We start from the raw sequence: 13,540 nt of genomic DNA, 5'->3' as shown, positions 1-13,540 counted from the left end.
AATAGTCACGAAAATCTCCAACCATCTCTCCTGGGTGCTTCACGGAATGAATAAACTACTATTGCTCCATACGCAATAGTCACGAAAATCTCCAACCATCTCTCCTGGGTGCTTCACGGAATGAATAAAACTACTATTGCTCCATACGCAATAGTCAGGAAAATTCTCCAACCATCTCTCCTGGGTGCTTCACGGAATGAATAAAACTACTATTGCTCTATGCGCAATAGTCAGGAAAATTCGAGATACTTATATCATGTCCGGTTGAATAGTTATAAATAAATGGGGGAGGAGTCAGGAGTCAGGAGACAGGAGTCAGGAGGGAAGAGAGGAGAAAGAAAGTATAAAAATCAGAAAGTTTTTTTATCACTAATTATCCGGACATGATATTAACCGAAACTAAACAGATAAGTAAAGTAGCCAAACTTCTTCCAACCCGATAATTTAAGGATTTAAAAAATCTAAATGATTCCCATTTTTTGCCCTTAAAGATGCCGGAGAACCTTGCAATTCTAACTGACCACGATTTAATAAAATAATCCAATCCGCTCTACTAATTACCCTTGGTCTGTGACTAATAAAAATAGTAGTTGTACCACGACGATGAGACAATAAACTCTCCAATACTTCAGACTCAGCCATCGGATCTAAACCAGAAGTTGACTCATCCAAAATTAATACAGGCGGGTCACTAACAATACCTCTAGCTATTGCCAAACGCTGCCTTTGTCCACCAGAAATATTCGCTCCAAATTCTCCTAAAACCGTTTGATACTTATCAGGTAAACGACTAATAAATTCATCCGCCCCAGAAATCTGACAAGCTTTAACAATTTGTTCAAAAGTTACCCCAGGTGCAGCCAAATGAAAATTTTCAATAATGGAACGACTCCAAAAATGAGCATCTTGAGGCACCAATACAACTTGTTTTCTCAAAGAATTTATGTCTAAATCTTGCAAATTATAAATGCCAATTTGAACATTACCAGATTGCACAGGATATAAACCAGCAATTAATTTAGCTACCGTACTTTTACCACAGCCAGATTCTCCAATTAAAGCAATAGACTTACCACCAGGAAACTTCACAGAAAAATTTTCTAATAAATCTATTCTACCAGCGTAGTGAAAACTAATATTAGAACAAATAATATCAGCATTATCCTTGATTTTCGCCTCCGGCTTTTGATGCTTTTCATCAGTTTCTGGAGGATAATCTATTACTTCTGAAAGTCGTCGAGTGGCAGTCTGAACTTTTGCCAATTCATCCATCAATCCTACCAACGTACTAACCAAAGTTGACACATATTGATTCATAGCAATAAAAGCCAATAACTGACCAATACTTAATTGTTCAGCGATAACTAAATTGCTGCCAAACCACAACAGAAAAATATTACCAATATTACTAACTAAACCTGAAAATACATCATTGACAATCCCAATCTGAGTAGTTCTAAAACTCAAATTAGCCAACTTGCCAAACCTACCTTGATATTCTTCCCAGAACTGAGGAGCGCTAGAGGTAGTTTTGAGAGTCATTGCTCCCTTAAAAGTCTCCACCAAAACACCCTGAGTTTCTGCCTCTAAAGCAAATAAATTTCTAGTTTTTTGCTGTAATATAGGCAACAAAGCAATAGTTGATAAAGTCATAACCACTGCCATAAAAACAGCAACTATAGTCAAGGAAAAACTATAGAGGCACATTACAATCAAAGATACCAAAGCAATAAAAAATTGACTGGGCAAACTCACAATTACTTGGGAAACTAACTGATTAATCTCTTTAATATCTGTTAGCCTGCTAACAATTTCACCACTACGTCGCGTCTCATAATAATTCAATGGTAAACGTAAAATTTGTCTGCCAAACTCCATCACTAGCCCTAACTCCAAACGTTGGGCAAAATGAGCAATCATATTAGACTGAACTAACTCCAGACAACTGCTAAAAATATTCATCACAATTACAGCAATTACCACACTGGTAAGTAACTGAAAATCACCTCGAACAAGCACATCATCAGTCAGGATTTGTACCAAAAAAGGAGAAGCAATAGAAAGTAAACCTAAGACAATATTTAGCAAAAATACCTGAACAATAATTTGACGATAATACCAAACTCGTCTCACCAATCTGCTAATACTACTTACCTTTTCATCAGCCTCAGAAAAAAAGCGTTTTGCATCAGGCTCTACCAATAAACAGACCCAATCTTCCCAGGCTTCAGCTAATTCTTTTTCAGACAAAAAACGAATTCCAATAGCAGGGTCTGCAATGATATATTTATCTCCTTGTTTACCATATAAAACTACCCAATGATAGCCTTGCCAATGAATAATTACTGGTAAAGGAGCGCGGTCAATTTGGTTTAAAATTCCTGGATTAGCTTTCACAGACCTAGCATTAAAACCGATAGTATCTGCACCTTGTTTTAAACCTAATAATGTAGTTCCTTGTTGATTAGTACCTATAGTTTCTCTAATCCGATTAATTGTTAAAGTACGACCATGATATTTGGCAATAGAAGCTAAACAAGCTGCTCCACAATCTTCCTCACTTTGTTGAAGAATTATTGGATATTTATTAAAGTTATTTGTTTCACGCTCAGTAGATGCTTTTGGTAATATTGGTACTGGTACAATGTCTAACATAATGATTTAATTTTTAATTTAAAAATAACTAGTGCAGAATGGCGGAAATAACTGACAAGTTATAAAATCCTAAAAGTCTTACTAATCAATACTTCTAACTTCTGACTTCTGACTTCCGCGTAGCGGCACTAGGCTGATGAATTATTAGGACTTACCCAGAAACCGGGTTTATAGACAAAATTCCGTGATTTGAAAAAATCAGGGCAATAAACCCGGTTTCTTGTTTAGGTGCGTAAGTCCTGTTATGCTATGCCAAATAACTATTTCTCTTAACAAACAATCAAATCAGAAAAAAGCACCTATAAAGCTAATAAAGCTATAGGTGCTTAATTTGATGAAATGCCAATCAGAGTTATAATCCCACCATCATATAGCTCATGATATAGCTTTTAGTAGCAGCCACCATAACCGTAGCCATAGCCACCACGACGATAGCCATAACTTACAGAGCGACCGTATCCATAGCCACCACGGTAGCCACCATAACCGTAGCCATAGCCACCACGATATCCACCGTAACCATAACTTACAGAGCGACCGTATCCATAGCCACCACAACCACAACCACCATTAATAGTGGCAGAATCTTCAGTGGAAATATCAGAAAAGAGTTCGTTATTTTGAGTTTCTTGCATCATTTTTTCCTTAGAATTAATTCAATCAACAAGCTAGTATAAATTTATTGCTATTTATTTAACTATCTCGTGATTTGTAATAGATTATTCCTTTGGTGAGTTGCAGCATCCGGAGATTTTTTTATTTAGATTCAACTATAATTTAAAATTTAAAAATAACTATATTATTTTTGATTAAATTGTTCTTTTAACCCTTTTTTAGGTACATTTAAAGATTACTTTTAACTTGGGCGTAGCAATATATATGCAAGTTCATAAAAATTTGATATCAGTTTTTATATTTATTCTCTATTACCTCAAATTTTGGCACCTCGCAAATATGAAAATTACTATTTATATTGACCATGAAAAAAAATCAGAAAAAAGCACCCATAAAGCTATAGGTACTTAATTTAATGCAATGTCAATTAAAGTTATAATTCCACCATAATATAACTTTTAGTAGCAGCCACCACGACGGTAGCCACGATAACCGTAACCATAACCACCACGACGATAGCCATAACGTACAGGGCGAGCATATCCATGACCACCATAGTAATAGGCACGGGGGCTATAATAACTTACAGAGCGACTGTAACCGTAGCCACCACAACCACAACCACCATTAATAGTAGCAGAATCTTCAGTAGAAATATCGGAAAATAGTTCGTTATTTTGAGTTTCTTGCATCATTTTTTCCTCAGATTTAATTTAATCAACAAGCTAGTTTAGATTTATATTTATTTATGCAACTATCTCGTTATTTGTAATAGATTATTCTTTGGGTAAGTTAAAGGTTCAGGATATTTTTTTTTTCTATTTAACTGACATTTAAAAAGCTTCGCTAAATTAGCAGTCAGTTTTTTAATAGCTTTAAAAGATCTTGAAACAAACTATATCTAGCCTGATAACTGACTGCTATTTCGGAGTATTTACTAAGCAAATCTGATAGTTAATTCAAGTTTGATTAAAAAGCACCTATAATTTTTGAGGAGCTAAATTTAGTTTAATTAGTTGAACTTAAATTAGCTTAAATCAGAGTTAGATTGCTAACTTTTAGTAACAATCGTAATAGCCTCTGTAGCTATAACTGACAGGGCGACTATAATTGTAGCTGTAGCTACGATAGTGATAGCTAACAGGACGACGATAGTAACGTACGGGGCGACCATAACCGTAACAATCATCGTAGTAATGACCACCATTAATAGTGGCAGATTCTTCAGAAGAAAGGTCAGAAAATAGTTTGCTGTTTTGAGTTTTTTGCATAAGATTATCCTCTGCTTTATTTCGGTTTACAAGATAGTTAAAATCTCTATAATTTTATTTAACTATCTTGTGATTTCCGATCTATTATTCGTTAGTGACTTCCAGCATCCGGAGATTTTTTTTCCTGATTATCTGCTATTTATGAGCTGATAAAAAGCACTAAAAAATTTACTTTTTTTTAAACTAATCAGGAGAAAACTACTATTAAAAAGTTTTAATTAGTAGCAGCCACCATAGTAGCGACGACGGGAGTAGTAACGTACAGGCCGACGATAATAACGACGATAGCCATAACCGTAATAACGGCGACGACCATAACGACCATAATATCCATGACCGCCATTGATAGTAGCAGATTCTTCAGAAGAAAGGTCAGTAAAGAGTTGGTTATTTTCTTGTTCTTGCATCGATATTTTCCTCAAAGTTAATTACATTAGTAACGTTTAATAATTCCTGTTTTACTACTAAGAATTACAATTCATTCTTCCTTGGTAGTTAGCAACATCCGGATAGATACTGACCTAAATAATTTGTTAAAAATTCTAAAATACATAACAACTCTAAAAATATGTAAGTATTGAGCTATTAGCAGTCAGCTCTTCGTAATGAAGTTCTTACATTTACCAATCTAGTTATAAATATATTAAACAGCTAAATGCTGAGAATTTATATCTTATTTTAAAGATGAAAAAAATTGACAAAAATATCAAATATTAAGCCTTATATTTAAAGATAGTTAAAAAATAATATCCAGCATTTTAAGCCCCCTACTTTAGTAGGAGGTACTATTCAGTGTTAACTGATAACTAAAATCACCTTAGTAATAGCCTCTTATATTACCCTTATAATAATTAGAATTATAACGTTGATAGTCAGAAGAATAACGGTTATAACCATAATAACTGCGAGGACAAAGTTGAAAACCTAAAAAACTACGACGATATTGATTATTTTCATTGTAACCACCATTTATTGTGGTAGATTCTTCTGAATTCAGTTCTATAAAAAGTTGCCTTTGTTGAGATTCTTGCATGATTAACTTCCTCATGGTTAATAATTTTCAGAAAATAGCAGTAATCTTTGCTGATTTCTTTAACTTCTGAAGGAATTTTAGTTTATACTTCCCAAATAATCTGCAGTATCCGGATTTTTGCCAACTTATATGATAACTTTATGTTGAGTATTAACTTTAATCCTAATTTCTGCCAGTTTTAACTTTATCCGGATCACTTACAAAGTAACTCTTAAGCTAGAGAATTTCCTCTGCTGGAAAGTAAAAAAAATAGAGAAGTAAGATCATACCATTTATCAAAAATCTTGCTATATATGATTAGATGGAGAAGTGGGGGAGTGTGGGAGGTGGGGGTAGAGGAAAAGTAGTGATAATAATTACTAACTAATTAATAATTGTCAAAAAAATACTTTAAATCTTGGTAACTACTTGACTGTTGAAGTCTCATTAAAGCATAGAATTAATACATTGTAATTGGTATAATTCATAGCAAGATGAAAATTTCACAGTAATATGGGAAACTCCCCGAAAATATTTGATTGAACAGGGAAGAATATAAATAAGATAATTAGTTAGAGTATTTATATTATGTTCGATGAAAATTTGTCATTGTCATTCATTTATAGCGGTTGAGAGACCAAAGTTCTAGGACCTTAGTAGGTAATTAACTGAACTTGATACTAATCTCTCAATTTAGTCTCAAAAAAATTATTTTAGTAAGTGAAAATTAATTATGTTTAATAATTCTGATTCTATAGAAGTACAACCCTTAGAAAGTGATGAATTTCTTCCTCCTATGAGTCGTTGGAATAAGATAGGCGGAATGTTCCTAGTGGGAACATTTGGTGCAGCTATTACCCTAATGAGTGTAGTCAAGTATAATCCCACTGTGAGAACTGAAGCTATTGCTAGACCAACAGGAGATGTAAGAATTGTTCAAGCACTTACAGAAGGTAAAATTGACAGTATAGAAGTAAATGAAAATCAAGCGGTTCAAATGGGAGATGCGATTGCACGCATAGATGAATCTGCTCTGAATCGTCAAAAAAATCAACTACAAGAAAAAATCAAACAGTGCAATATAGAATTAGAACAGATCAATCAACAACTTTCTGCTCTAGAAGTTCAAATTATAGCTACTGCTAGACCTCAAACCTTTCAGCAATCCCAATCAACTACAGTAGCAAATAATAAGATAGATGAATCATCCATTGAGTCAGCTATTTTAGAATTATCCCAATCTTTGCCTACAGTTGCTCAACAGTTTGCTAAAGATAGACGCGATCTGATTGTGAAGCGAACAGAACTAATTAAAGATTTGACTACTGGCAATAGAGAGCTAGAACAGGTTAATATTAAGCTTGATAATAGTGTAATTAGCGCTCCTGCAAATGGTACTATACTTAAGTTATCTTTGCGTAATCCTGGGCAAACTGTAGAATCAGGAGCAGCTATCGCTCAGATTGTTCCTAGTAATGCACCTTTAGTATTTAAAGGTAGAGTAACAGCAGCAGATATCGCCAGGGTGAAAGTAGGTCAAACTGTGCAAATTCGGGTTTCAGCTTATCCTTTCCCTGATTATGGTATTCTCAAAGGAACAGTCAGTTCAATTTCTCCAGATGCTATCACTCCAGAAGTGCTTCAAGAAGCTTATTATGAGGTGACTATAACACCTGAACAACCTTACTTAGTCAAAAGCGATCGTCAATATCAGATCCAACCAGGAATGGAAGGTCGAGCTGATATTATTTCTTCAGAGGAGACTGTATTAACTTTTGTTCTCAGAAAGGTTAGACTACTAACTGACTTTTAGTAACTTGTATTGTTTCTGGTTGAGCTGGACGGGTTAAGAATAGAACTATATTGTTAATCATAATCTTCCCACAGTCCAGTAATCGCCCTTACCTTTCCCTAGACTTTAGATAAATACAGGATTGATCCACACGAACCACCCAAACCTGGTTATGTGTGTAGATATCGATTATTCAAGCCAGATTTCTTGTAGAAACTAGGTTTCTTTGTATAAGTCCTATCCTAGAGCAGTTAATTAGGATAACTCAATATATTAAAATTACCCATTGCTGGTTATCATATTCACGATTTATCATCTCCACGATTAACTAAATTTATGCTTTCAGACTAACTACATCTTGATCTATGTCTAAATTTGTGTTATTGTTTTGAGTATAATCAAAAAAAAGATTGTTTACCTGTTTAGGAATAACATTTTTGTATATCACATTAATTGATTTTTTTCAAGTAGGAATACACATAAAAACTAAGGAACTATAAACAAATCTCACCATTGGTTTTAAATAATTTAGTTTTACTTATAGTGGCTTGCCAAAAGTAAGTATTCTACATTATAAACATATAAAGCACCTTTCCCAAGGCCACGAAAAATCCACGAATCGGTAAAAGTGAGAATGGGCAGGTAGTGTTTAGCAGAATTTCAACAAATTAAGAGGTATTATGAGCCAACAGGTTATACACCCGATGGATAAACTCCAGCGTCAGGTGAATTCCCTTCTGAAATCTAATGTAATTAAGCCAACAGATAGTATCTGGAAGATAGCCCTACTTTTTGGGGATAAATGGCACTATTGGAAAAAAGAACTGCAAGAGTTTGGTTTTTCGATGCAAGATCCAATCAGTGAACTATTAGCTGTAGAGGCTTGGGAAGAAGATTAGTTGACTAACTTCCCTATCAAACTTAAACTAGGCGGATGAAAACAAAAGTTTGGTAGTTGTTCGTTATCAGGAAGATTCTTGTTATAAATCTTGTGGCAACCGCATTCATGTTAAAAAAACTTGGTTGCTCAAAATTGTTTAATTGCCCCAAGTATAAAGCTGTAATTCCAAGATATGGAAACAGTGTACAAACCATTAATATTTCTTCCTTTGCAGCTAACTGCCTTTACTTTGAATGATGAAGTTATAATATGATTGTTTTAACTGATTTGAATAGGTTAAATCTTGCACAAGATGGATAATGAAATAGTATTACACTATTACAAACAGTCCTTCTCAAGATCAAAATATGCCTTTATATCACTGATACCAAGTCGGATTTACAAAAGAAATTCATCATTTTTTCCTGCTATCTCCTTTCAGAAATAACACATCTAAAACCAGACTTAGTATTAGCTCATTGAGACTGATTATGTTTGCCTTCTAAAAACAACTCTTCAAGGCTTGTGCTAACTCTGGGGCAGTTTGATAGCGATCACTAGGCAATGGTTGTGTAACTTTTTCAATAACCTCCCGTAATTGTGGTGTAATAGTAGGAACGCTTTCTATATAAAACCGATAACCATTACCACGATTATCATAAAAGTGCATAGGGCTTTGCCCTGTCAGTAAAAAAATCAGAGTTGCACCCACCGCATACAAATCAGATTGAGTTAAAGGTTGCCCGCGATCTTGTTCGGGGGCGCTATAACCTTCTGCGCCAATTCGCGTACCTAAAGGGGTTCCAATTTCTTTAACTGCCCCAAAATCCAAAACCACTATCTGATTGTCGCGACGGCGTACTAGAAGATTAGCAGGTTTAATATCCCTGTGAATCAGTGGGGGTTCTTGTGAGTGAATGTATTCCAGGACTTGACAAGTCTGAATCATCCACTCTATTGCTTGTTGTGGCAAAATTGGTCCTTGAATAGCAATGCGTTTCTCCAAATCCTGACCATGAATCATTTCCATTGCCAAATATTTCTTGTCTTCTTCGACAAAAAAATCAAAAAACTTAGGAATTCCTGAATTGTCTAATGATTTCAGCGCTCTAGCTTCTCGCTCAAATAATTCTTGAGCCTTACGAATTTGAGCCATATCAGCATTCATTTCTTTTAGTACCACTAGAGCAGCAGCGGGGGAAGCATCCATACCTTGCAAATTATGTCGCTCCCGATCCCAAGCCAAATAGGTAGTACCCATACCTCCTTGACCTAATATTCGTAAAACTTGATACTGACGAATGCTCCGTTCAACCTGAATTGGTTGACCACAATAGATGCAGAATAGATTTCCTGGTGGGTTATCACTAGCGCGAGGACAACATTGCCGGGGAATTTTTGCAGCGGATGGAGGTTGAACTTGAAACTTGAAAATCGGGCCACCTCTTGCTAACTGTATCAGGGAACCATCAGAAACAATTCCCTGAGACATCAAAACTCCATTAACAAAAGTCCCATTTGTACCTTGACTAACTAAGCGCCAAATATTTACAGATTGGGACTTTGATATTTTATGTAGCTCTAGATGGTATCGGGAAACTAAACTATCAGATAAAACAATATTATTATCAGGAGAGCGACCAACCTTAATTATTGATTCGCTCTGAAAGTCCCAATTTTTTAAAGGAGTATTTTTTTGAGGGTCTAGGAGGGTTAACCTAATCACAATCTATAGTTTTAATAATTAATAATTAACAATTAATGGTTAATAATTACCTCTCCTTAAAAATAAGAGGGTTAATTAAAAGGAATTATTTTCTTTTCTTGGTCGATTGGATATGGCGTTTAGCGCTACGCAAACGCTTTTGATGTTGCGCAGCGTTTTTCATGTCGGCAACAGCCGAAGTGCGTTTGCGCTAGCATTCCGATAGGAAAGTTGTGCGCCAGCTAAACGACCGCTGTCTTGGTCGATTGAAGATTGCCTTTCGGCGGTCGCCGACATGAAAAGTAGAACAGCTCTGTAAGAGCGGGAAACCTCGCCATCTCATCCTACGGACTGCTGCAAACGACCGCTTTTTGTCCTTGCAAGGATAGACTTCAAACATTAATTATTTGGTAAATATGTAATTATATAGCAGCAGCCATTACTATTAGTACATTATCGCTCCTCTCAAATTTAGTCATAGCAATATTTAACTTCAGACTTCAGACTTCAGTTATAGCTTTTAGGCAACAGGAAATAGAGAAAATCGGAGTTACCAAATAGTTCTGATCTGCTTAATATTTTCAAATCAGCACAATTTCTCTAATCTTGCTGTGGCTTTACTAAAGCACGAATCACAATTGCTGTAATATTATCGTGACCATTATATTGATTTGACAAATCAATTAACTTAGTTACACCCAACTCCAAATTAACTTGTTTGTCTAAAAGTGGTTCTAGATGAGTTTGCCAATTTTTTTCCAGAAGTTGATTATCTGTTAAACCATCAGACGCTAAAATTAATAGACTATCCTCATCTAGATTCAAAAACTGTATATCAGGTCTAACAAAATTTTCATTTCGTGGTCCCAAAGCTTGAGTCAATTGATAAGCATCCGGGCGACCATAAGCTATCTCTGGTTCGACTCCACGATTAATTTCTCTTTGTCCTACTTCATGATCCAGAGTAATCTGCTCTAAACCTCCCTTACGAGAAAAACGATACAAACGACTATCCCCTACATGGGCGACAGCTACTTTTGTATCGTAAATCATTGCCATGACTAAAGTAGTACCCATCCGACTACTACCAGAACGGACTTCTTGTTGGTTAATATCGTAAATTACCTCATTTGCCTGTAAAATTGCTTCACGAATTGTTTCCTCTGAAGGCAAGCCTACTGACCAACTACCTTCAGTTTTAAAATATTGTTTAATCGTGTCTACTCCTAACTGACTCGCTATTTCTCCACTAGCGTGTCCTCCCATACCATCACAAAGTACATAAATTCCTTTCGCTTGAATAATTCTTTCTGTGGTTGTTTCTTGACTTTCTATCTGAGTTTGAATCCCAAAAGCATCTTCATTATGGTCACGTTGGGTACCTATATCACTTTTACCGGAACTTTCCAAACTTATCAACTGTATTGGTAAAAGTTCTGTATCTTGAGTCTCAATATTATCTACTATTTCTGAGACAGAATCATCTGTTTGCAAAACTGTAGGTGCAGATGTAGGGGGTGGTTGAGGTTCTAAGTTATCTTGAGTATTCATTAAATGCGATCGCAATTGTTCAATAGTTTGTATTTCGCCATCCCGCCAATCCTGAAATAAAGCTGTTATCCAACCAAACTGTGTACGTTGAGATTGTTCAAACAACCATTGCCAGAATAGCATTAACTCATTAATATTTTCTTCTTCACCAGGTTTTGAATATAAGCGTTGTAACTTAATGGAGTTATTCTCGGCTTGATTTACCCGGAGATTTTCATGTTCCAGTATACTTTGACAACAATTCCAGGGTGCTAAGGCTACCCAAAGTTCCGTCATTTCTTTTAACCACGATAAAATTTGTAGTTGGGAGAGGTGTTCACTTCCCCAGAGGTCAAGTAATCCTGGCCAACTGGTATAGTCTGCCAAAAGTAGTATTTCTTCGTTTGGCGTTGGCGCTCTTTGAATGGACTCCAATCGCCAAGCATCGTGAATAACTGGCAAATGTTGAGGTATTTGGGTATGTAAAGCTATATAAGGTTGGGCAATGATTGGGATAATTAAAGCTTCCATAGCTTCTGGGGTTATTGGTTTAAACTGACCTGAGTTATTTCGCAACCAAGCTTTAATTGGGGTTTCTTCTAGTGGGTAACGGTCTAATACTTGGACAACTACTGTTTGACCTTGGTTATTTGCTGGTATAGTTTCCAATACTTGGTAGCGTTGTTGAGGGTCTAAGTATTTTTCTTCTGGTGCAGTGGATAGAATTTCTGTATCATTTAAGAATGATGGGTTTTCTGTGTTTACTGCTTCAGACATTGGACTAAGTATATCTGCAGTTGTTGATTTTAAATTACCTGAGTCCCCTATCATTTCTGATTGAGTGTTTTCAGCTTCTACATCTGAAGCTAATTTAGCCAAAGTCTCACTGGATTCTAAAGGATCTTCTATTTCAATTTTCTCCTCCGAATTCTCAGAGGATTCTAAAATCTCTTCAGATTCTTCAGAAATTATATCTGCTGCTGACTCTGCCGAATCCTTGGCCAGGGGGCTTGCTCCTGTAATGAATTCTTCTTGACTCACTTGACTCAGTTTATTGAGATTAATCTCTGGTAAATTGGGAGTAGTAACTTCTGTTTTATTGTAAATAATGGCCTTCCATATTTGACCTGTATAGGCTCCACAGTTGTGACATTGTAGAGTTGTCAAGGGGACTTGTGACCCACATTGATGACAATTCTTGTGGGTTAAGGATACACCACATTTTTGACAATATTTATTATTGTTAGGATTTTCAAACTCACATTGGGGACAGATGAGCATAATAGGAGGCTGTTCTGTGTCACAACTTAAATTATTGTAGAGCAACTAGAAGGGAATAGAAGTATTAGTATCTTCTAAAATTGTTTGGGCTGCGATCGCTTCTATCGTTTTTAGAGGCACTTCACAAAAGTATTTTTGCCTAAATTGTTCTTCTGATATTGCTGCTAGGAATTTTCGGACTGTTTGAGATAAAGTTTCAGTTAACGTTTCGCTTTCGCTGCGCGACATGAAACGCGACAGGAAAAGCGTTTGCCTAGTATTACCAAGGAAAGCTCCTCTGCAAGAGGCAGATCCTCCTTCGGAGGATCTTTGATTTTGGGTTTGATTCTGGATTATGTAAAAACTTCTGTCTTTATACTTGACATTAAAGCCAATATATTGTAAAGCTTTGATTCCTAATTTAAGAGTAGCATCACCAATACTTAACTTTTTTAGCAGTTGATAACGAGTTACAGGTTGGCCTGTACGGCTGAGATATTTGGCAATTCCCAGGAGTTTGTACCAGATTTCGATGGGAGCAACAATGGGAGGCTGGAAGTAGGCGATCGCTAGTTTCTTTTGTTGACTTATTGCCCGCCGGAACCAGATGCGTAAATCACTCCAATTTGTGGGACATTGTGTAAGAATAATTAAGTCTTTTTCATTTTCGGGAGGCAATACCTGAGAATTATCTATAGCGCTATAGTTTTGAGTATCAAATTTTAAATTGCCATTTCCGGGAAAGGATAACTGAGAATTATCCACAGCGCTATAGTTTTGAGTATCAAATTTTAAATTGCCATTTCCGGGAAAGGATAAC

General features: G+C 35.8%; 10 protein-coding genes and 1 pseudogene. 2 read left to right on the top strand and 9 right to left on the bottom strand.

Going from position 1 to position 13,540, the window contains the following annotated elements; all coding sequences use genetic code 11:
• Nucleotides 1-444 precede the first annotated feature (444 nt).
• The 6 genes from ACP6PL_RS07170 to ACP6PL_RS07145 form a co-directional block, all read right to left on the bottom strand.
• Nucleotides 445-2,655 carry a peptidase domain-containing ABC transporter gene (locus ACP6PL_RS07170; protein WP_426544011.1) on the bottom strand — a complete coding sequence of 737 codons (2,211 nt, stop codon included), beginning with the start codon at nucleotides 2,653-2,655 and terminating at the stop codon, nucleotides 445-447.
• Between the two features lie 389 nt (nucleotides 2,656-3,044).
• Entirely contained in the window at nucleotides 3,045-3,293 is a 249-nt protein-coding gene (locus ACP6PL_RS07165) for a hypothetical protein (protein ID WP_426544009.1), read from the bottom strand.
• Between the two features lie 435 nt (nucleotides 3,294-3,728).
• Nucleotides 3,729-3,965: a hypothetical protein gene (locus tag ACP6PL_RS07160; RefSeq protein ID WP_426544008.1), complete on the bottom strand. Its 237-nt coding sequence runs from the start codon at nucleotides 3,963-3,965 to the stop codon at nucleotides 3,729-3,731.
• A 363-nt stretch (nucleotides 3,966-4,328) separates the two neighbouring features.
• Nucleotides 4,329-4,541: a hypothetical protein gene (locus tag ACP6PL_RS07155; protein WP_426544006.1), complete on the bottom strand. Its 213-nt coding sequence runs from the start codon at nucleotides 4,539-4,541 to the stop codon at nucleotides 4,329-4,331.
• Between the two features lie 218 nt (nucleotides 4,542-4,759).
• Nucleotides 4,760-4,948, bottom strand: coding sequence for a hypothetical protein (locus ACP6PL_RS07150; protein WP_426544004.1), 189 nt, complete (start codon nucleotides 4,946-4,948; stop codon nucleotides 4,760-4,762).
• Between the two features lie 410 nt (nucleotides 4,949-5,358).
• Nucleotides 5,359-5,574: a hypothetical protein gene (locus ACP6PL_RS07145; RefSeq protein WP_426544002.1), complete on the bottom strand. Its 216-nt coding sequence runs from the start codon at nucleotides 5,572-5,574 to the stop codon at nucleotides 5,359-5,361.
• 712 nt (nucleotides 5,575-6,286) lie between these two features.
• Between ACP6PL_RS07145 and ACP6PL_RS07140 the strand changes: the two genes are divergently transcribed.
• Complete coding sequence (locus tag ACP6PL_RS07140) at nucleotides 6,287-7,366, top strand: HlyD family secretion protein (protein WP_426544000.1); 1,080 nt, start codon at nucleotides 6,287-6,289, stop codon at nucleotides 7,364-7,366.
• 659 nt (nucleotides 7,367-8,025) lie between these two features.
• Nucleotides 8,026-8,244 (top strand): DUF4327 family protein, encoded by a 219-nt coding sequence (locus ACP6PL_RS07135; protein WP_094673503.1) that lies wholly within the window; start codon nucleotides 8,026-8,028, stop codon nucleotides 8,242-8,244.
• A 483-nt stretch (nucleotides 8,245-8,727) separates the two neighbouring features.
• Here ACP6PL_RS07135 and ACP6PL_RS07130 read toward each other — a convergent pair whose 3' ends face one another.
• The 3 genes and pseudogenes from ACP6PL_RS07130 to ACP6PL_RS07120 all read right to left on the bottom strand — a co-directional run.
• The gene (locus ACP6PL_RS07130; protein ID WP_426543998.1) at nucleotides 8,728-9,951 is read right to left on the bottom strand and encodes a protein kinase domain-containing protein; all 1,224 of its coding nucleotides are present in this window, start codon (nucleotides 9,949-9,951) and stop codon (nucleotides 8,728-8,730) included.
• Between the two features lie 579 nt (nucleotides 9,952-10,530).
• The gene (locus ACP6PL_RS07125; RefSeq protein WP_426543996.1) at nucleotides 10,531-12,741 is read right to left on the bottom strand and encodes a serine/threonine phosphatase; all 2,211 of its coding nucleotides are present in this window, start codon (nucleotides 12,739-12,741) and stop codon (nucleotides 10,531-10,533) included.
• Between the two features lie 45 nt (nucleotides 12,742-12,786).
• Nucleotides 12,787-13,540 (bottom strand): annotated as a pseudogene (locus ACP6PL_RS07120) (single-stranded-DNA-specific exonuclease RecJ); the annotation flags it as partial.

Source organism: Dapis purpurea BLCC-M126, assembly GCF_050015975.1.
GTDB lineage: Bacteria > Cyanobacteriota > Cyanobacteriia > Cyanobacteriales > Microcoleaceae > Trichodesmium.
The sequence above is the reverse complement of the archived record's forward strand: the minus strand, read 5'-3'. Positions and strand labels throughout refer to the sequence as shown.